The 21,844-nt window shown below is 39.9% G+C and carries 17 protein-coding genes; 11 read left to right on the top strand and 6 right to left on the bottom strand.

What is annotated here, in order from left to right; genetic code table 11:
- Nucleotides 1–19: 19 nt before the first annotated feature.
- From VF06_RS27080 to VF06_RS27065, 3 genes are all read right to left on the bottom strand, one after another.
- Nucleotides 20–892: a polyphosphate kinase 2 family protein gene (locus VF06_RS27080; RefSeq protein ID WP_099070105.1), complete on the bottom strand. Its 873-nt coding sequence runs from the start codon at nt 890–892 to the stop codon at nt 20–22.
- Nucleotides 893–905: 13 nt separating this feature from the next.
- A complete protein-coding gene (locus VF06_RS27075; protein ID WP_099070104.1) occupies nt 906–1,382 on the bottom strand; it encodes a hypothetical protein in 477 nt (158 codons plus the stop codon).
- A gap of 929 nt (nt 1,383–2,311) precedes the next feature.
- Entirely contained in the window at nt 2,312–3,574 is a 1,263-nt protein-coding gene (locus tag VF06_RS27065) for a proton extrusion protein PcxA (protein ID WP_099070102.1), read from the bottom strand.
- Between the two features lie 210 nt (nt 3,575–3,784).
- Here VF06_RS27065 and VF06_RS27060 point away from each other — a divergent pair, with 210 nt between their 5' ends.
- The 11 genes from VF06_RS27060 (at nt 3,785) to VF06_RS27010 (ending at nt 17,264) form a co-directional block, all read left to right on the top strand.
- Nucleotides 3,785–4,333, top strand: coding sequence for a COP23 domain-containing protein (locus tag VF06_RS27060; RefSeq protein WP_099070101.1), 549 nt, complete (start codon nt 3,785–3,787; stop codon nt 4,331–4,333).
- 71 nt (nt 4,334–4,404) lie between these two features.
- On the top strand, nt 4,405–5,184 hold the full coding sequence (locus tag VF06_RS27055; RefSeq protein WP_099070100.1) for a S1 family peptidase: 780 nt from the start codon (nt 4,405–4,407) through the stop codon (nt 5,182–5,184).
- A gap of 10 nt (nt 5,185–5,194) precedes the next feature.
- Nucleotides 5,195–6,043, top strand: a complete 849-nt coding sequence (locus tag VF06_RS27050; RefSeq protein ID WP_099070099.1) for a S1 family peptidase — start codon at nt 5,195–5,197, stop codon at nt 6,041–6,043.
- A gap of 259 nt (nt 6,044–6,302) precedes the next feature.
- Nucleotides 6,303–7,028: a hypothetical protein gene (locus VF06_RS27045; protein WP_099070098.1), complete on the top strand. Its 726-nt coding sequence runs from the start codon at nt 6,303–6,305 to the stop codon at nt 7,026–7,028.
- A gap of 170 nt (nt 7,029–7,198) precedes the next feature.
- Entirely contained in the window at nt 7,199–8,728 is a 1,530-nt protein-coding gene (locus VF06_RS27040) for a tetratricopeptide repeat-containing S1 family peptidase (RefSeq protein WP_244918145.1), read from the top strand.
- Between the two features lie 79 nt (nt 8,729–8,807).
- Entirely contained in the window at nt 8,808–9,587 is a 780-nt protein-coding gene (locus tag VF06_RS27035) for a class I SAM-dependent methyltransferase (RefSeq protein WP_099070096.1), read from the top strand.
- Nucleotides 9,588–9,599: 12 nt separating this feature from the next.
- Complete coding sequence (gene cbiE / locus VF06_RS27030) at nt 9,600–10,808, top strand: precorrin-6y C5,15-methyltransferase (decarboxylating) subunit CbiE (RefSeq protein ID WP_099070095.1); 1,209 nt, start codon at nt 9,600–9,602, stop codon at nt 10,806–10,808.
- A 214-nt stretch (nt 10,809–11,022) separates the two neighbouring features.
- Nucleotides 11,023–13,020 carry a GAF domain-containing protein gene (locus VF06_RS27025; RefSeq protein ID WP_099084328.1) on the top strand — a complete coding sequence of 666 codons (1,998 nt, stop codon included), beginning with the start codon at nt 11,023–11,025 and terminating at the stop codon, nt 13,018–13,020.
- Nucleotides 13,021–13,358: 338 nt separating this feature from the next.
- Nucleotides 13,359–13,850, top strand: a complete 492-nt coding sequence (gene infC, locus VF06_RS27020) for a translation initiation factor IF-3 (RefSeq protein ID WP_099070094.1) — start codon at nt 13,359–13,361, stop codon at nt 13,848–13,850.
- 30 nt (nt 13,851–13,880) lie between these two features.
- A complete protein-coding gene (locus VF06_RS43405; RefSeq protein ID WP_180267385.1) occupies nt 13,881–14,141 on the top strand; it encodes a hypothetical protein in 261 nt (86 codons plus the stop codon).
- 240 nt (nt 14,142–14,381) lie between these two features.
- A complete protein-coding gene (locus tag VF06_RS27010) occupies nt 14,382–17,264 on the top strand; it encodes an NACHT domain-containing protein (protein ID WP_099070092.1) in 2,883 nt (960 codons plus the stop codon).
- 676 nt (nt 17,265–17,940) lie between these two features.
- Here VF06_RS27010 and VF06_RS26995 read toward each other — a convergent pair.
- The 3 genes from VF06_RS26995 to VF06_RS41305 form a co-directional block, all read right to left on the bottom strand.
- Nucleotides 17,941–20,886 (bottom strand): NHLP bacteriocin export ABC transporter permease/ATPase subunit, encoded by a 2,946-nt coding sequence (locus tag VF06_RS26995; protein WP_099070091.1) that lies wholly within the window; start codon nt 20,884–20,886, stop codon nt 17,941–17,943.
- 271 nt (nt 20,887–21,157) lie between these two features.
- The gene (locus tag VF06_RS26990; RefSeq protein WP_099070090.1) at nt 21,158–21,463 is read right to left on the bottom strand and encodes a hypothetical protein; all 306 of its coding nucleotides are present in this window, start codon (nt 21,461–21,463) and stop codon (nt 21,158–21,160) included.
- Nucleotides 21,464–21,597: 134 nt separating this feature from the next.
- Nucleotides 21,598–21,750 carry a hypothetical protein gene (locus VF06_RS41305; RefSeq protein WP_180267384.1) on the bottom strand — a complete coding sequence of 51 codons (153 nt, stop codon included), beginning with the start codon at nt 21,748–21,750 and terminating at the stop codon, nt 21,598–21,600.
- Nucleotides 21,751–21,844: the final 94 nt, after the last annotated feature.

Below are 21,844 nucleotides of genomic sequence, written 5' to 3'. Positions count from 1 at the left end.
TTTTTAGAGTTCCCTTTATTTAGGAATCTTCTTGTTCTAAAATGCGTTTTGCTTCTAAAAGTTGTTGTTTATGTTCCTCTGTGACTATCGGGTATTTTAGATTTAGTTCTTCTAGTTTTGTGCAGATGATATTGGCAACTATTAAGCGGGTAAACCATTTGCGATCGGCAGGAATAATATACCAAGGTGCCCATTTTGTACTAGTGTGATTAAAAACTTCTTCATAAGCATCCATGTAATCATTCCAAAAAGCTCTTTCTCGAACATCGCTAGCGGAAAATTTCCAATGTTTTTCCGGTGATTCAATTCTTTGCAAAAATCGCTTTTTCTGCTCTGATTTGGAGACATTTAAAAAAAACTTTAAAATAATTACACCGTTATTTACTAGATATTTTTCAAAGTTGTTAATGTCTTGAAAGCGCTGTTTCCATATCTGATTTCCCTCCGGAAATTTCGGTAGTTGTTGCTTTTTGAGCATTTCTGGATGGACGCGAACCACTAAAGCTTCTTCATAATAAGAACGGTTAAATATACCAATTCGGCCTCTTTCTGGCAAAGCTTTCATTGTTCGCCATAGGTAGTCATGGTCTAATTCTTCGGCACTCGGCCCCTTAAAACTAAATACTTGGAATCCTTGGGGGTTAACGCCAGACATCACATGTTTAATTGTGCTGTCTTTTCCAGCAGCATCCATAGCCTGAAAAATAATTAACAAAGCATAAGTATTTTGAGCATAGAGAATATTTTGGTAATTTGCTAATCGCTCAATATCTGCTTTTAATTTAGTTAGAGCATCTACTTTTTGATACAAATCGCTTTTATAAGCTGGGTCATAGTTTTTTTTCAAGGAAATCTTGGAACCTGGTGGAACAATAAAAGCATCATAATTCATGTATAAAGTCTCCTCATTTTCGCCGTTTTGGAATCGGACGCATGGCTTCACGACCCAACATAAACATTCCTGCGATCCCTAAACTAACAAACCAAACATATTCATACCAATATTGTCGAATCTGCTCTATTGCATTCAGTTCTGGATGTAAAGTATTTAAGTACAATAAAAGTACTAATATCATCAACGCACTAAAACCGATAAAGCTTAAGCCAAGAAAAATTCGTGCAGGCCGCAGTTCCAAATCACTAATATTGTCTAGGTCAATTTCTGACAGTTCTTTAAAAGAGTCATCTGCTAAAGACGAAGCTGTTTGCAATCTATCGCTGAGTTTTGGTGGTAAGATTGGTACTAGTGTTGCTACAGTTGGGCGACGAAACAAAGCCTCAGTGTCTCGCAGTAATTCTAGTGACTTACGAGTGGTAGTTGGTTGAGCAAAATCTACATTATTTGTTGTAGTTGAAGTTTTAGCTTTGCTTTCAAAATCCATACCAGGCCTCACAAGGACAAGGGGACAAGAGAACAACCCCATATCTCAAGATAAAGGCTTGTCATCTGGATTACTACATTTTATTCAAATTATTGACCTTGGATATCCAAGTCTGGTTAATTTTAAATTCTGAGTTCTCAAAACAGAATTCACAAGTCAGGAGTCAGAATTCAGTTGGTATTAGAGTCCGACTGGTGAATGAATAATGGACTGACGCGGCGACACGGCGACCCCAAGAGAAGTCTAAGCGGCGCAGAACTTCGATAAGGCAGAGATTTTGATAATAATAGGACTTACGCAACGCCGATATTGTCATTGCGACCGAAACGGAGTGTAGGGAAGCAATCCCAGCGTCAGGGGGGATTACTTCTCTACGAGACGCTCCGCGTAGCTTGCTTCTGGGTAGGAGTACGCTATCGCTCGTAATGACGGAATTACGTTATTTTTGCGTAAGTCCTGAATAAGTGATTATCCGAACTTGGAATAACTGGACTCTTTGAGGGACTTGCAAGTAAAAAAATATTTCACGAAAGAGTGTTAACTGTTGACGGTTGACGGTTGACACTCAGCAGTCAAAGATCGCATCGCAACCGGAATAATTTATTTTTTGGAGTTCCCTTATAACCCTATTTCCTGCTTATACAGTTCAGTTCATTAAGTAGATGGACATAAATAAATATAATATGTTCTGTCATTGCGTTCGCGTAGCGTCTCGTAGAGAGCGAAGCGAAGCAATCCCAGAGACTTTGCGATTGCTTCGCTTCGCTCGCAATGACATCTTAGATTTAATCATGACTATCTACTTAGACCTGTTGCAATCAATTGCTTTTTGGACTCTTGTGGTCAAAGGGGAAAGGGAAAATACCAAACATGCACCCCCTTTTCCCGACTTATGCAAGAAGTCTATTAATCAAATCAGACTGCTATAGTTATTCATCCATCTCTTTTAATGTAGCTAATGCTGAAGGAGATAGGCGACTCAGATACCGGAATATCCAATATTTAAAGATAGTATTTAAAATTACAGGAAATGTAGCAATAAATAAATATATGGCGCTGGTATTGGCTGGCAAACCTAAATGTTCTGCCAATGTTTCTAAAAGAATTTCCCATCCATGCGGTGAGTGGAATCCTACGAATATATCTGTAAACAAAATAATTAAAAAGGCTTTAGCACTATCGCTCAGTCCGTAGACAATATTATCTATAAACGACTTAACAATTACAATTTCTTTTTTACTAAAATTGATAACTAAAGCAAAAGAAATTAAGGATATTAAATCAGCAAAAACATTACTAATACTACTATTACTTTTGACCCGGAATTCTTCAGCTATCTCAGATGCTTTTTCTTTGAGTTTTTTTTGTACCTCTTGGGATGATAATTGTGGCGCTTGATGCAGTAAATATTCAAATCTTAATTCTGCTTGAAAATTACGTAATTCTTGGAGAGCCTCTTCTTCCATGTCAGAATTAATAAAGATTTGATTGATATTCTCACCTCGAATTTTTTCTACTATGGGATTTACTAATAATTCTTTAGATAAATGCTGAGTTACAAGGGGTACAAGAATTAAAATCAGAAAAAATCTGAGGGCAATTCTTGTCCTATTTCTCGATAATCGATAATTTCTGGCAAAATTTTCTTCTGCATGGGGTGAAAAATCTCCTTTAATTACATTGATACTCCTACCAATAGACCCAGGAAAGACTCCAGTCTTCTCAAATGGAGATGTACTTTTAATTTCATTAATATCAACTGATTCTGAAGTATTTTTGGTTTTAGTTTTGTGAATTTCTTGTGATTGAGAATCAATGAGTTGATTTTTAATGGCGTATTTTTCTACAATTTCATCAATTACTTGCAATTTTTCTAACAAGGTAGAATTCGAGATGTCGATAATTGTCCGACTGAGTGTGAATTCTGCTAGTCTAATCTTGATAATAGCTAAATTTTTATCAAGGTATATTTGCCAATAAGACATGACATTTTCAGTGTATTTTCCGGAAGCAGAAGAGATTTTTTTGCCATTAAAATGTTCAAGTTCAATTGTTTTAATTCTCTGAGCAGCTTCGTAAGCATCTATGAGTGCCCTTTCTGGTGTATCTACAAACCAACGGTTGGGCGATCGCCAATATTGTTTCACCTTTTGATAAAGTAATTCTGCTCTGATTGCGAATGACTTTTTCATTATATATGTATCATTAATTTACAAAATTTACCAGATTTAAATAAGCATTAATAATAGGTAAAACTGAAAGAAACACATTATTAAATATTACCCAACACTTAGATGATAAATCTGTTATTTTGATTGTACACCTATTAATGTGTTAGATACAATCAAAGGGCCGTTGACCCGGATTTTTAACTCAACCATATCGGTATGAAAAGTAAAACAATGAAACTCCAGTTATTTAATCAAAGGTTGATAGGTATTGTTACAGCTGCGCTGAGTGCATTTACTACAACTGCAACCATCAATCAGCCTAGCTATGCTAGTGGTACAACATTTTACTGTGCCAAGAGTAATGGTGTACCCATCACATTTGCACGTACCCAAGATGGCAGAAAAGTACCAATGATTAGATGGGTTTCTCAAGATTATTTCCCCAAAGAGTGGACAAATGAACGCCGTTGTCAGGAGGTATCTCGGAGATTTCAAAGGAGCTATGATAATGGTACGCTAAAGTACATCAAAACTGGAACGCTTCGAGGAGAAACAGTTGTATGCGCGGCTCCTAACCAAAATGCTGCTTGTACAAATAGCACTTTGTTATTTACTCTCAAGCGTGGTAGTAATGCTAAACTGACTATGCGAAGGCTATTGAATCGTCGGGGATTGGTAGCTGGAAATGTATTGAATGAAACTAGCGAAGACACCGTAAATATTATTTTTGATGAGTATCTGAACAACGCTACAGATGAGCTAAACAGTGAGTCAAATTAGGATTCAGATAATATTCATGTCTCCAAGGGGCTATGACTACGCCAGCAATTTCATATTACCTGGAGACCGACATGAATTGGCGTAAATTGAGATTGGTTATTTGGATTGGCAGTGTATCGATGGCATTGTCAGCATCGACACCGTTTCTTAGTGTTTCTGCTCAATACCAAAGCCAGAAACTTTACCAAAAAGCCCAATCTATCACTGTGAAAATTTTAGCGGCAGATTTTTTAGGTTCAGGAATTATACTGAAAAAGCAAAATTTTAGTTATACAGTTTTGACCAACGCTCATGTATTAGAAGCAGGCGATCGCCCCTATCGCATTCAAACACCAGATGGTAAAATCTATGCAGCAGATTTACCTAAAGGCTTAAACTTTGGCAACAATGATTTAGCTTTATTGAAATTCCACAGTAAAAGCAAAATCTATGCTGTAGCATCTGTTGGTTCTTCTCCACTAGTGGGCGATGAAGTGTTTAGTGGCGGGTTTCCTGCCACAGAAGACAGCTCTCTAGTAAAAAATTTTGCCTTGACTACAGGTAAAGTTTTATTGGTGCTACCCAAACCTTTAGAAGGAGGCTATCAGTTAGGGTACACGAATAATCTTGAAAAGGGCATGAGTGGAGGGCCGCTGTTGAATCGTCAGGGCAAGGTTGTGGGTGTAAATGGAATGCACGCTTATCCTGTGTGGGATGTCCCTTCTGTTTTTCAGGACGGCTCCAAGACAGATGAGCAATTACATAAAATGATTATTCGCCTGAGTTGGGCTGTGTCAATGGAAAAGATTGTGCAGCTAACACCAAAATCTAAAAAAACTATAGATTTTTCCTTATTAAATAATGCTGATTAGAGGTCAGATAATGAGGCTTGATGGTGGATTAGCAACAGCAATTATAGGGGTGACGATGGCATTTGTGCAACCACAAACCACCATAGCCTTATCCACAGTAGAAGTCGGGAAGCTTGCCAAAGCAATAACGGTGCAGATTTACAAAAAAAGTGGCCCAGGTAGTGGCGTAATTCTCAAAAAAGAGGGCAATACTTACACTGTTCTGACCGCTAGACATGTAATTGAAACTGAAGCCAAATATGAAATTATCACCCCAGATGCTCAACGTTATCCACTCAACTACAACACCGTCAAAAAATTTCCAGATGTAGATTTAGCCATTGTGCAGTTTACCAGCACCCAGAGTTACGCTGTTGCTAAAATCGGCAACTCAGACGAAGCAACAGAAGGTACAGCAGTTTATGTAGCTGGGTTCCCACAAACCACAGCAGCAATTTCTAATTCAAGTTACAGTTTCCTCACCGGGCAAATTTCTTCTAATGCACCCCAGCGCGACGGTTATGCCTTAGTTTACACCAATAATACCTTGCCAGGGATGAGTGGTGGCCCAGTATTAAATGATAAAGGCGAACTAGTGGGAATCCACGGTAGAGCCGATATGACCGAGAACTTTCAAATCTCCGATCGAAATCCCAACATTATTATCAAATCAGGTTTTAATCTAGGAATTCCCATCAAAATCTTGACTAACTCCCAAATAGGCAAGAATTTGGGACTGACAATCCAAAATTCACCAGTTACACGAGTTGCACCAACAAAATTTACAGAACCGTCTACTCCTCCCATTACAGGAAGACCTCCCACAATTAATGGGTCTGCGGGAACTACAGGGTATGGTTGTCCTGGTAAACGTTGTTAAATACACTCAAAATACGCAATTAGTGGAGACGTAGCATTGCTACGTCTCTACATCGGGTGGAATCAGGGGTGTCACCCCTGATTTGCTAGCTGTATCTTGCTAAGGGAGGGGGTTAAGGGGTGCGGTGCAATGGCTGTGGAAAGCATAACTAATTATGCGGACATGATATGAAACAGACCTGAAGGGTGAATCTTTGTGTACTTCACTTTTCGGTAAATATGCTGTATAAAATAAATTATATACTTTGTGTGTAATTACTATGTTTCAAAGAATTTTCAAATCAAGCTTTTTGAGTTTATTGCTGGTTGCGGCATTGCTTAATCTTGGTCAAGAAAGTGTCATTGCCGAAACTTCAATTGGAGAAGATGAACTGAATACTGTGAATGGAATGTCTTGGGCTGGTGATAAATTGCCTTTTGATGCAGTTGTCAATATTCAAGATAGTCTTGTCAATTCGCTTTTAGGAAAAGTAGTAATTGAGCGCCACGGGGAAGATAAATCTGGAGGTATATTTAAAAGTCCCTTTGATAGTCCCCGCCCTGGAAGGTTTGTTGTAGTCTCCTTATGGGGTAGCAAAATTGAAGGGTGCTTTGTGAAAATAATTGTTCAATCAGCTCCTTTTAATGGTCAAGCTGATTTAGAGGAACTTGTTCCCCAACTCATAGAATTAGGAATTGATGGTCAAATTCTCCAACTAACTCCCAGTCCAAATATCAAGCCCAGAGGATTTTCAGGAAAATACACATATAGTGTATACGAAAACAATACAAATTATGAACGTTCCAGCACTTGGTATATGACAGATACTTCATTTGCTATCAATGCTGATGCAGCTAATATGCTCAGGACTGCACCTGCAAAAGAAGTTAAAGGTCGTTTAACTTTTGTGAATGGTGATACTAAAGTATTTCCTATCGGCAAAAAAAATGTTCAACGTTGGCAGGAAGCATATAGTTTTAATAATTCTTGTACTGCACCAAAATAAGTAGGCCGATGTAAATAATTATTGTTGGGATAAGGCAGGGGGCAGGGAGCAGGGAGCAGGGGGGAGAAAGAGTTTGAGCTTTATTTACTTTTCTTTACATAGTTTGGTTTTATTTCAGCGACTTACTTAGATCTGGGTAAAAACAAAAGTTAAAATATTTAACAAATTAAATGATGAAATTTGATTATTTACTTACCCCAGCAATTATCGGAGTCACAATCACCTTTGTGCAACCGCAATTGACAATGGCTTTATCATCAACCGAAGTGGGTAAAATTGCCAAAGGTATTACAGTATTAATTGATAATAAAAATAGTTCTGGCACTGGGATAATTATTCAAAAAGAAGGTAATGTTTACACACTTATTACAGTTAAACATGTAATTGAAACTAAAGCTAAATATGAAATTGTCACCCCAGATAATCAACGCCATCAACTAAATTATGACACTGTGAAAAAACTGCCAGAAGTAGATTTGGCCATTGCCCAATTTACCAGCCCTCAAAGTTATACCGTGGCTAAAATCGGCAACTCAAATACAATCACAGAAGGCACCACTGCTTATGTAGCTGGTTTTCCCCAAGCCACAGCAGCAATTTCCAACACAATTTACAACTTCACTGATGGACGAATTACTGCTAATGCCTCTGAGCCTTTGCGTGATGGTTATGCCCTAGTTTACAACAATGTCACTTTACCAGGGATGAGTGGCGGCCCGGTGTTAAATGACAAAGGTGAATTGATTGGCATTCATGGGAGAGGAGATGAAGCAGATATAGAAACATCGAAGATAAATTCCACAGTTGCTTATGTGAAATCAGGTTTTAATTTAGGCATTCCCATTAATACCTTTTTGAGATTATCAACTCAAGTCGGGATAGATTTAGGTGTTACTCCTCCCAGCATCTCAACACCAAAAACGCCGAAAGCAGACGATTTTTATATTCAAGCTGGCGATAACTACGACAAAGGAGATTTTAAAGGTGCGATCGCCAAATATACTACAGCAATTAAACTCAATCCCAAATATCTCGATGCTTACAATAATCGCGGTCTTGCACGCTATAATTTAGGAGACTTTCAAGGCGCAATTGATGACTTTAACCAAGCCTTGAAAATTAACTCTAAAGATGCCGATGCTTATAATAATCGGGGTTTAGCTCGTTCTGCTTTGGGAGATAAAAAAAGTGCGATCGCCGATTATAATCGAGCCATAGAAATTAATCCTAACTATCTCTTGGCCTACAATAACCGAGGGATTGCTCGTAATAGTTTGGATGATAGCAAAAACGCCATTGCAGATTTTAATCAAGCATTGAAAATTAATCCCAACTACGCCGAAGCCTACGGTGGACGGGGTATTTCTTATTATCAATTGGGAGATAAACAAAAAGCGATCGCAGATTTTAATCAAGCATTAAAAATTAATCCCAACCTGACCCCACCCTACGCCGCACGCGCAATTGCCCGCTTTGAATTGGGAGACAAAAAGGGAGCAATTACTGATTTTACTACAGCTTTGCGACTCAATGCCGACTTTGCTCCAGCCTACAGTGGACGGGGGATTGTCCGTTATCAATTGGGAGATAAACAAGGTGCGATCGCTGATTTACAAAAAGCAGCTAATCTCTTTTTAGAACAGGGAAACACAGAGCAATACCAAAAAATGCTGGAGTTAATTAAACAGCTTCAGCAGTAACAAATAATTCTGAAAGTGCGATGGACAAAGAGGATTGCTATATAATATAAGTCTAAAAATTAATCGTAAAGTTAAACAAATGGCTATTTATGAGCAAATTGGCAAAAGCTATGATTTGACTCGTCGTGCCGATCCTGAAATTGCTAATCGATTAGCTGTTAAACTTCAGATAAAATCAGATTATTCATATCTAGATGTGGCCTGTGGTACTGGAAATTATACGCTGGCTTTAGCAAAACACGGTGGTGTTTGGCATGGAATAGACCAATCAATAAAGATGATTGATGCTGCTAAAAATAAGAGTAATACTATAGCTTGGGAAGTTGGAGAAGTAGAGACTTTACCTTATGTGAATGGCAGTTTCTCTGGTGTATTATGTACTTTAGCAATACATCATTTTACTGCATTAATTCCTGCTTTTAGAGAAATTTACCGTGTCTTGGCAGCTGGTAATTTCGTATTATTTACTGCAACACCAGAGCAAATGAGAAAATATTGGTTAGTGGAATATTTTCCAGAAGCTATGTATAAATCTGCTGAACAAATGCCAAATTTAGAAAATGTTAAATATGCTCTCAAGGAATCAGGTTTTGAATTAACAGATATTGAACCTTATTATATTGGTGAAAACTTGCAAGACTTATTTTTATATAGTGGTAAATATCATCCAGAAATATATTTAGATGAAAATGTGCGTTCTGGAATTTCTACCTTTGCTTTGCTAGCTTCTGCGGCGGAAATCGCTACAGGGTGTGAAAGGCTAGCAGCAGACATTGATACAGGACGTATCACAGAGATTATCAAAAAATATGAAAATAATCGAGGAGATTACTTGTTTATAACAGCTGAAAAATATTAATCATTAATTAGCATGACAGAGAAATGGCTTTCTATTATCGGTATAGGAGAAGATGGGTTGCAGGGATTAAGTGCCATCGCTCTTTCGGTCATCGCCCAAGCTAAAGTAATTGTGGGAGGCGATCGCCATTTAGCAATGCTGCCTTCGGATGACCAACGTGAGAAAATAATCTGGGCATCTCCCATCAGTACTTCTGTAGAAGAAATCAGCAAGCGTCGCGGTGAGTCAATTTGCGTACTTGCAAGTGGCGATCCTATGTGTTACGGCATTGGTGTTACTTTAACGAGGCGAATTCCCATTTCCGAAATCACCATTATCCCCGCACCTTCAGCTTTTAGCCTCGCCTGTGCGAGGTTGGGATGGTCTTTAACGGAAGTGGAAACCTTGAGTTTAAATGGTCGCCCATCTTCCCTGTTGCAATCTTACATTTATCCGGGAGCTAAGCTGTTAATTTTGAGCCAAGGCAAGGACACACCCGCCGTTGTTGCCGAAATTTTGACAAATCGCGGCTATGGTGGCAGCAAAATCACCGTCTTGGAGCGTATGGGCGGCGTTCATGAAAGAATTGTGGAGGGTATGGCTGCATTTTGGAATGAAACTGAAATTGCAGCCTTGAATGCGATGGCAGTAGATTGTATTGCCGATGTTGGGGTTATTCCTTTACCAAGATTACCAGGATTGCCAGATAATGCCTACCACCACGATGGACAATTAACCAAACGTGAAGTTAGGGCAATCACTTTAGCAGCTTTAGCACCGACACCGGGACAATTATTGTGGGATGTGGGGGCGGGTTGCGGTTCCATTTCCATTGAATGGATGCGAACTCATCCACGGTGTCGGGCGGTGGCGATCGAGCAAAACTCATCTAGATTACTATATATTGCTGATAATGCCGCCACTCTCGGTACTCCAAATCTGCAAATCATCGCGGGTAAAGCGCCTGCTGCTTTGAAAGACTTGCCAACACCAGATGCGATTTTTATTGGTGGCGGGGTAACAGCAACGGGACTTTTTGATGTTTGTTGGGAAGCACTGCGGCCGGGTGGGCGTTTGGTGGTCAATGTGGTGACGGTAGAAGGCGAACAAACTTTATTTCAATGGCATCAACGAGTCGGTGGCGATTTAATTCGTATTGCCATCCAGCGCGCCGAACCCATTGGTAAATTTTTGGGCTGGCGAGGAATGGCGGGTGTCACACAATGGGTAGTTATCAAATAACAACATTTATATGGCATTTAAAAACTTGATGATTTAGAATTCTACATTCTTGAAAACATCAACTAATATTTTTGTCAAGATGAATGTAGATGCTTTGGCACTACTTTATCTTTGATTTATAAAAATTCCATTATCATTAAAGTTTTGGCAATTAAGTTGAGATCTCAAATTTTTTAGGGAACTATGAGATACACAGAAAAATGATATTGGATTTATGAACTTACACTTAGGGGCATCAAATAAAACAACTTATTCCAACAATAAGTGGCAGAATGATGATAATGCATCCATGAATTTCAGCTACCAAGCAGCAGTGAATTTAATCGGACAAAAAGCGCTTTCTGGGCTGGAATTATCAGATTTATTCCAAAATACAGTTACTTTAGTAGCTCAAATACTCAATGTCAAATACAGTAGAATTTGGCAAATACTTTCAGATAGTAATGCTTTGCGGAAAGTAGCTAGCATTGGGGATAAAGCTTTAGAAATGGACTCTTGTGAAATTAATATCACAGATATTGAGCAACAACAAAAATGGTTGGAAAATACTCAGCAAATTCTTAATTACAACACATCCGATTGTCAGACAGAAAATTTAATTATTTCTTCTCCTCCCGACAGCGTTACTGGTTTGAGTGTGTTAATTCAAGGTGCGAGTAAACCTTTAGGTTTTCTGGAAGTATATGCTACTGAAACCAGGAATTTTTCTCCAGATGATGTTCATTTTTTACAATCTGTAACTCATATCTTAGCAACAGCGATCGAACGCAAGCGTTCAGAAGCATTAGTTTATACCCAAAGCCAAGTTTTAGAGCAAGTAGCCTTTGGAGTCAATTTATATGAAATTTTTAACAATCTTTGTGTATTGCTAGAGCAACAATTACCTGGGGCGTATTGTTCTATTTTAGTTGTAGACCAAGACAAGCGGCGGTTAAGGGGAGGAGCAGCACCCACTCTTCCAGAAGAATTTGCTAAGGGTGTTGATGGTTTAATGATTGGTGAATGTTCTGGTTCTTGTGGTACTGCTGCTTATAGAGGAGATTCAGTATTTGTAAATGATATTGCTAACGATCCTTTATGGGCTGATTTTCGAGATTTTGCTTTGAGTCACAACATCAAAGCTTGTTGGTCATCACCTTTTGTTTCGCAAACTGGTGAAGTTTTAGGAACATTTGCTATATCTCATAAATTTCCCTGTCATCCTACTAGGCATCATTTAGAAATTCTCAAAACCGCTACCCATATTGCCAGTATTGCTACAGAAACCTACAGAGCCGCAATGGCTTTACAAAAGGCAAACGATGAATTAGAAATAAAAGTTGTAGAACGAACATCAGAATTAAGCAAAGCTCTGCTCGATTTACAAAAAGCACAAGCTCAACTAGTTCATAGTGAAAAAATGTCTGGTCTGGGGCAAATGGTAGCAGGGGTAGCCCATGAAATTAACAATCCTGTTAGTTTTATTGCTGGTAATCTTGAATATGCAAATCAGTATATCGATGATTTATTAGATTTAATTGCAGTTTATCAGGATGAGTATCCTGAATTAACTCCTGCCGTAGCAGCCAAAATAAAATCTATCGATTTAGACTATTTGTGTAACGATTTACCTAAGTTAGTGGGATCTATGAAAGCAGGTGCTGAGCGAATTACAGACATCGTTCTCGGCTTACGTAACTTCTCACGGTTAGATGAAGCAAAAATTAAATCTGTAGATATTCATGAAGGCATAGATAATACATTGATGATTCTAAATCATCAGTTGGCATTACCCAACAAAATACCTGATATCCAGATAATTAAAGAATATGGTCAACTGCCCAAGGTTAGTTGTTATGTCAATCAATTGAATCAGGTTTTTATGAATATTATCAATAATGCGATTTATGCTCTCAAGGAAAATATGGAATGTTGGCAGTCTTCCACGAAGATTCCAACCATTCAAATCAAAACTTCAGTTGTAGATAACCAAAGGATTTTAATTAGTATTAAGGATAATGGCTCTGGTATCAAGCCAGAGGTTCAAGAACAAATTTTTAATCCCTTTTTCACTACAAAACCTGTTGGTCAAGGAACTGGTTTAGGGTTATCAATTAGTTATCAGATTGTTGTGGAAAAGCACCAAGGGAAACTCAATTGTATTTCTGCATTAGGTGAGGGTACTGAATTTCAAATTGAAATTCCTATACAAATGTTAAGCAGTCACCAATAATATCATGTTCCATTGAAGACTTATCATTAAGACTGACGCGGGGACAAGGGGACGCAAAGACATGCCTCATTGCAACGATAAATATTCACACCGACGTACTTAGTTGTAAAATTTAACATCATACCTCTTGCAAAAGTAACTTTTGCTCATAGGGGGGAAAGGGAAAAGGGTTTTTATTTGCCCTTTCCCCTTTACCCCTTACCCTTTTCCCCACTTCTCTTAGAAGTCTATTGTGAAAGAAAGGTTAACACAAGCTTCGATGTCTTCACATGAAGCTTGTGTTAGAATTTGATTGCTTGCAAAGCAAAAGATTGAACAATAGTAGATAGAGAGAAAACATTATCGCAATCCAAAAGCAACAAATTAACTCGCAAATCAAGTCACCTCAAGTGTTCTTGATCGACCATGAAAATAACAATCGTGGTTTGACTGATACCTATGAAGCTCTACAGCTAGCGCAGAGCGTGGAACTTGACTTAGTTGTAGTCTCCGAAGGCAAAGAAGCTCCAGTAGCGAAGATCCTCAACTATGGCAAATTTCAGTATCAAAAGAAAAAGCGTCAGACACAAAGTGCCAGACCAACGGTAAAAGAAGTGCGGCTGCGTCCCAATGTGGGAGTAGCTGATTATAATTTACGCATCGAACAAGCGGTTGGTTGGTTGAAAAAAGGCGATTCAGTGAAGTTTGTTATTCGTTTACGAGGTCGCGAAAATCAATATCGCGAACAAGCTGGAGAAATGCTAGAGCGAATTGTAAATGCTCTCAGCGAAGTAGGTAAAGTTCACACCCTTGATAAACGCTCATTGATTGCTCAAGTGGTTCCAGCCTAAATTAATTTTCTAAATATCTTAAATTCTGTGGTGCGCTTAGGCTTTTGGCTTCAGCGCACCACAGCTTTTTGGGGAGAAGTGATGCTTTATGAGACTCCCGCCCCTTTAAGCGCTGGGATTCATGAAACAATTGTGGAAGGTATCGCTGTATGTTGGGGTAAAACTAAAATTGCAGTGTTGAATGCGATCGCAGTTGATTGTATTGCCAATACTGGGGTTATCTCTTTACCAAGATTACCAGATAACCCCTACCAATGTATTGTGGTGTGGGATGTGGGCGCGGGTTTTTGACTTGTATTGCCATCCAGGAGGCGGAACCGTAAATTTGTAACCTGGTGAGGAATGACACCTGTGACGCAATGGGTAGTTGTAAAATCTGAAATCAAGTGAGTGCTTTTGTAGTTTAGTTATAGCTTGCAAAACGAGATTTCTAACGACAAGCTTTGAGCGCGTCTGTGCAAGTTTATCTAGGCAAAATCTAGAAAGTAGCATAAAATCTCAGTAATATTACCCTTGCGCTCAGTTGAATTTATGGATATACACCCAAGACTAACTTTTTTAGGATTACTGAAAGTTTCCCTTTTGGGAGTTGCGTTTCCCCTGTTGTTGACAAGTCATAATTGGGCGCAAGCAAATACTAAGCAAGACAATAATCTGCTGTACGCTCAAACACGAGCGCAGTCTACACCCCAACCGACTAAATCTGGTGAGGTCAAAAAGACAAATTCACCACCTCAAGAGAAAAAACAGGAAGAAGAGGAAAAATCTGATGAAGAAAAAAACCAGGATTTACCTTGGTTTGTACTACCTATTGGACTTGGGGTTTTGGTAGTTTTGTACGGCGGAGTTCTTTGGTTTCGTCCTCTGTGGCTGCTCTGGTTACCTGCGGAATTGAAGATTCCAAAAATGGGAATGCTCCCAGAGTTCAACCTCCCACTTGGTTTTGTGATTTGGCTCAAGTACCGTCCTAGAGTTCTGGATGCTTGGGTTAAAGACCACATTAAAACTTTTGAGACTGAATTTCTCATATATGAAACCGTTCAGAGACGCCAACATTATGTTTCTCTCCCTGTAGAAGTAGAAGTTATTAAGGAGTCAAATAACGAACGGAGAATATTAACAGCAGACTATTTGAAAACAACTTTTAAAAAAGACAAGCGAGTAGGACTATTAGTTTCGGGAGACGGAGGTACGGGAAAAACGACGATTGCTTGTCAGATTGCTAAATGGGCAATGACAGATGACAAGAAAGAGCGCTTAGCTGAACATTTGATGTTACCAGTTCTAATTGAGCAAGAACTGGAATCGGGATCGGGCGAAGGTATAAAGGCTCTGATGAAAAATTTTGTAGGACAAATTCAGAAGTTGACGGACAGCGAACAAAAGATTGTTGACGAATTACTAGTAGAACAACTTCTACGGCAGCGCCGGATTCTCTTAATTATCGATCGTTTCTCTGAAATGAGTCAGGAAACACGTGACAAGATTAATCCTGACCACCCAGATTTTCCAGCTAATGCTATAGTAGTTACCTCACGTATTGATGTAAAAATTGATGTAATTGATATTAAAATAAAGACGTTACGCCTTGATGGCCCGCAGTTAACTAACTTTATCAAAGAGTACTTGATAAAGCGCAACAAATGGGAACTTTTTACAAAGGATCAGGACAAGTTTTTGAAAGAATGTGCCAAGCTTGCAGGCATAGTTGGTGATAAAGAAAAAATTATAGTTTTGTTGGCTAAGCTTTATGCTGAACGGATGATTAATGCTAAAGAGAACTTACCAGGTACAAAGCGCTCTCCTGATAATATCCCTGACCTGATACTTGAGCATTTAGAAACGCTCAATTCTGATGTTGTCAGGCGCACTGGTGAGGAATATCATACAGTTCAGCAGGATGCCAAGCTGATTGCTTGGCAATGTCTTCAGCAAGAGTATAAGCCAAATTATGTAGATCGTACATCTATAGTTGCTGCCTTGGGGGAAGGAAAAGCAGACAACATCCTTGAGTATTTTGAAAAACAACTTTGTTTAATTAAGTCTGGGAAATCTCACACAATTAAGTTTGCATTGGATACTTTAGCTGAGTATTTAGCAGGATTATATTTGGTAGAGTTTTACAAAGAAAACGAAGACAACTGGCGCGAGTTTATAGCAAAAATAATAGAAAAAATAGACCCTAATTCAGATGAACGAGAAGAAATTAAAGGTTTCCTCCTAGCAGTCAGAGAATGCTGTATTACCAAAGGCGGAAAAAAAGTACCTAGTTTTGTGGCAGACGAACTAGGTAAACTTGCAGGACTGGATCTAGAAGCTATAGAACAGGAAAAACAAAGGCAACGCATTGACAGCTTTATAGATATCCTTTTTCATGCAAACTCAAAACTAGGGTATAAGGAAGATGCTATTCAAGAATTACAGAAGATGGCAGCATTGGGAGATCAATATGCCCTTGAAGGTCTTCTTCTATCCCTGAAAATTGATGATATTAACGTCCGTTATGCTATAGTAGCGGCTTTGGGTAACTTAGGCGATATCTCTGAACCAGTACTCATTGAGCTATTGGCACTCGTGCAAAATAAAAATGAAGAAGATGATGTGCGTCGCAATGCCGTAGTGGCGTTGGGCAAGTTACACCATTTTGGATTGAGTTTGTATATAAAATTGGGAATAGTCTTCTGCGTGCAGATTTTGTCAATTGATCTGTGCCAATCCTTTAGAAAAAAATCGTTATTAGCCAATGCATCCGAACCGTTAATCAATGGGCTATTGGAACTTCTGCTAGATCAAGAGCAGTCTGCTATGCATAATGAAGCAGCAGCGGCGTTGCACAACATACGCAATGTCTCCAGGCTAGTAGATGACAAGCTATTGGAATACCTACAAGATAAAGATGTTGATGTCCGCCGCAACGCCGCAAAAGCCTTGAGCAACTACTTAAGCAATGCCTCTAAGCCAGTTGAGCTAGAAGTACTCAATGGGCTATTAGAACGCCTGCAAGATAGAGGTGATGATGTTGTTGTCCGCCGCAACGTCGCAGAAGCCTTGGGCAACTACTTAAGCAATGCCTCCAAGCCAGTCGAGCTAGAAGTACTCAATAGGCTATTAGAACGCCTGCAAGATAGAGGTGATGATGTTGTTGTACGCCGCAACGCCGCAGAAGCCTTGGGCAACTACTTAAGCAATGCCTTCGAGCCAGTCGAGCTAGAAGTACTCAATGGGCTATTAGAACGCCTGCAAGATAAAGGTGATGATGTTGTTGTCCGTCGCAACGCCGCAGAAGCCTTGGGCAATTTACGCAATACCTCCAAGCAAGTACTTGATGAACTTTTGGCGCGGTCAAAAGATGCGAATGAGCAGCGTGTAGTGCTTAATGCAGCAAGAAAAGCATTCGAGCGTCTGAAGGGTTAATGACAACGCAATCCTCAAAAATCATTAAAAATAGAAAAGTAAGTTCATTGCCAAGTTATGAAACTCAAAGTTGTATTAAAACCCAGTGACGAAGGTGGATACACTATCTATGTTCCTTCACTTCCTGGTTGTAAGCTGTTCCACATTTAACTTGCATATTTTGGATTGTTGCTTAATTGCTCAATTCCTCTCCCATCTCCCAATCTCCCCATCAGCCTTAACATGTAAATTAGATGTTTTACCGCTTATCAGTGAAGGAGAAACTGTGGAAGAAGCATTTTACCAGGATTGCCGGACATGATATAAAAAGTAAGGCTGCTGTAAGATTAAAATTTTGCTTTTTTAGCTGTCAATTTCAAGCCGTAAACAAAATTGTTGACAATATCGTTGCCATAGGGAGTGAGACTGGAAAAATTTCCATTCTGGCACATTTGGCGTTCTGTGCAATTATCTTTACACCAACTCCAGGCAAGCCAGCCAATCTCCTGCTCTTTTAATATGCGTAAAAATGCTTGATAAGTAAAATTATTTTCGGGTGCATGGTTGCGATCGCAACCATCAAGGTCATAATAACAGTATTGAGTTTTTCCCTCAATTTCTTCATTTCAAGGGGCGAAAATCGCCTCTAAACCCAATCTCAATACACACTTTGACCAATCTTGTCACCCCTTGAAATTTATAGCTTTTGCCGCGTCATCAGTTGAGCAAATAGCCCTTGCTGATTGACTAGTCGCTCAAAACTGCCCTGCTGTACAACCCGACCATTCTGAAGCACATAGATACGGTCAGCATTGTGGATTGTACTGAGTCTGTGAGCAATGACTATGCGCGTCACTTTTAGCTGGTCAAGGCTTTCACTTACAATAGCCTGGGTTTTGTTATCTAAGGCACTGGTAGCCTCATCAAATAGTAAAATTCGTGGTTTCAATACTAATGCCCTAGCAATTAACAGCCTTTGCCGTTGTCCGCCAGAGATATTACTACCTCCTTCACTGACAACAGTGTGCATACCCATTGGCATAGCTTGGATATCATCTGCTAAACCTGCCATCCGCGCGGCTTCCCATGCCTCATCAATTGTAACCAAAGCACCACTGGCAATGTTTTCAAAGATAGAAGCTGACATTAATCGGCTATTTTGCAATACAACACCTATCTGTCGGCGCACAGCATGAATATCCAGTCCTGTCAACTCCTGTCCATCATAGTAAATACTGCCAGATTGCGGTGTCTCAAATCCGAGTAATAACCGAAACAAAGTTGATTTCCCACTGCCAGAAGTCCCCACCAGAGCAATAAATTCCCCAGGTTCAGCCTGAATATTCACATTATCTAAGATTAAGGGTCTATCATCGTGGTAACGAAAAACTGCATGGTCTACAACAATTCTGCCCGATAACCTGCCGGGGTCTGCTTTACTATTATTAACTTCTGGTTCGCCTTGCAAAATCGGCTGGGCACGCTTCCACAAAGGTATGACTTTCAGAACATCGACAACGGTTGTACTCAAGCTGGTTGCACCGCTAATAAAGGTACCAAAGGCAGAGTTGAAGGCAAGGAAAGTACCAATGGATAGTGCTTGAGTTCCCGTTTGCTGGCTCTGCTGTAGTAATGTGGCAGTAAACCAGAAAAGCACGCCAGATGTGAATATGGGCAAGACTTTATTGCAGACGTTGAGAACGTCTTCAATTGCTTGGGTACTCAACACTAATTTTATTTGCTGGCTATACTGTTTACCCCAGTAAGCAAAAGCGCGTTCTTCAGCTCCTGCGACTCGCAATTTGGCAACCCCGTTGATTAACTGCACCATCACGCCAAAGATTTGTCCTTGTTGCTCCAATAAGGGACGAACTTTGCGGAGGGTAAGCATACCAGAGAAGAAAGTTAGGGCAATATTTACAACAGCTGCAACAATAGCGATCGCAGTTAACGAACCATTGTAATAAATTAACAATCCCAAGTTTAAAAAGGCAAACACGCCAGAGAAAATAGTTTTGAGAACTGTACCGCTGAGTATGGAGCGAATCTCACCGATGCTAGAAACCCTAGATTCTAAATCGCCAATAGAATACTGATTAAAAAAAGATACACTTAGCTTTAATAGCCTGTCCCACACCGCAGCTTGAGTGGATGAGTCGGCAAAAGTTTCTAGTCTCATGAGGGCAAGCCCTTGAGCTAGTTGAAAAATTGTACCTCCAAAAGCTGTTGCACAAAGACCTAAAGCGATTTGTAACAATAATCCGCGATCGCTATCTGGAACGGCGTTATCTATGAGAATAGCAGTAGCTTGGGGCGTTACCATCCCTAATAAAGAAACAGCTATTGCGCTTAACAGGATGATAACTAAATCTTTATAATGACCTTGTAGTGCAAATAGAAGTATATCCCAGGTTTTGAGGTTTTTATCGGGCAAAGGTCGATAAAATACATAGGCAGTGGTGCAGAGCGTAGCAGCACTTTGCTCGTCTACAAAAGTGCGAGTCTGCTTGAGGGGATGGAAAATTTCATAGCGGTTGCCCCTTGCACCACTCTTCACTGGTAACAGAGCCACCGGGGTCTCGTCTTCTAAAGTGTATCCCAGCATCGGGCCGCAATCACTTTTCCACCAATTCCCGATTAGATGCAAGCGACGCATCCGAATTCGTGAAGCACGGGCGATGGCATCTATTGGGTGTTTCAGGCGTTTGAGGTCTTCTGAGCGAGATGGAGGGCGAATCGTAATGCCTAAAGCACGTCCCACTGCTCCGGCTGCAACTAACAGAGCTTGGTCTGAGGAATTACTGCCATGTATTATCTGTGAAGAAGTGACTGTTTCCTGCGGTTGCAACACAGATGACAGTTCGTCTAACGTTTCATTCATCACCTGACGCTTCAGGTGTTCTCTTTGCCGACACCTTTGGATTTCTTGCTGGATTTCTTCCTCACAGAGCAAGTTAATTATTTGTAGGAAATTCATTTGCAATTGAGCCAGACTAACCATTAAAGTGTCTGCTTCTTGAATCTCTTCGGCAGGAAAAGTTTCTAATTCTAATATGCCCTTTGCCTGCAACCACATATCAGCACTCACAGGTAACAAACCAGACGCAGAATCAAAAATTAGTTCGGCAAATCCCATTAAATTGGCATAGCCTCTTTGGATTCGTACCCAAGATATGCTGCCTTGTTCTGGTCGGAATATCTCGCCATTAGCTAAGGAGAAAAACTGAGTTTCTGGGTTTGAAATTTTGAAGTTACGATTAGGTTCGCAAGCCACAGCCGAACCTAGTTGATATATCCAACGCTCTACCAAATCCACTGCATCAGCTTGTTTGTCTGCGAACATAGACTCAAAATCTTTGCGAGAGATTTTGAGGAGTTCTGTTTCCTCAAGCGACACTGCTAAAATTTGCAGTTGCTTGCTTTGAAACTCAGATGCTATTGAAAACATCGCTTCTGCGGATTTGACATTAAATAGGTAACGCCGTTTTCCTTCTGGATTACCATTGTTAAGCGCAATGGCAAATAGCGACATGGAACCCGATCGCACTATCCAAACTGTCTGCGGGTCATCTAATAGTAAAGGTTGATTGCCTTTAAATCGATAGTATTCTCCTGGCAGCGGAATTTTGTTTTCAATAAGCATCTTTTTAACCTACTAAAAAGTTATGCAAAGATGTTTGTAAACAAATACAAGGCTATCTTGCATTTGTTTTGACTCTTTGATGTTGGTTATATGCTTTATTGGGAAAACCTGGGTTGATTTATGCTTTGGAGCTAGGTGCAAAAATTTACCGGTTAGTACAGCTTTGCATAAGATCGTGGCGAATTGAGGGTTGAAATTTAAACGCAAAGGTTCGCAAAGGTAAACGCAAAGGGGCGCAGAGAATTCGCTACGAATTTATGAAATGTTGTACTTAGCCTCGCTCTCCATAAATACTTTCGCGGCTAATAGCTTCATCGGACAGTGGAGGCAGGTTAAGCCCTCGGTGGCTTTCTACCCAATCACAAAATGCGGCTACCCACTCAGTACGGGTGGCGGTTTCATAGAAAGGACGTTCCTGTGCTGGTTGTACTAACCGCTCAAGCATAGTGGCAAGATGAGGTTTAATTTCCGATGGGCTACGATTGGAAATCTTTGCCAGCAACAGTGTAATTGTTTTAATGTCCTCACTATGAGATTGTTCTAAGTCACTCAGATTGGGTTTTGGTTGATTGTTCATAGTCACTTGATTTACATTGTTGCATCGCCTTGCACCTTTATTGCATTGCCCTGCACCTTTGTTGCATCGTCTTGCACCTTTGTTGCATCGTCTTGCACCTTTGTTGCATCGCTTTACACCTTTGATGGATTGCTTTACACCTTTGTTGCATCGCCTTGCACGTTTGTTGCATTGCCTTGCACGTTTGTTGCATTGCCTTGCACGTTTGTTGCATTGCCTTGCACGTTTGTTGCATCGCCTTGCACCTTTGTTGCATTGCCTTGCACCTTTGATGTATCGAAGAGCAAAAATTAATTTTCTGTGTCTTAGGGAATTCCAAAAAATAAATTATTCCAATTTCTAGACTCAACGCGACTGTTCTTTCCCCCTGCCCCCTGCCCC

Source organism: Nostoc linckia z4 (genome assembly GCF_002608075.1).
Classification (GTDB): Bacteria; Cyanobacteriota; Cyanobacteriia; order Cyanobacteriales; family Nostocaceae; genus Nostoc; species Nostoc linckia.
This window is presented reverse-complemented; position numbering and strand designations above follow the sequence as displayed.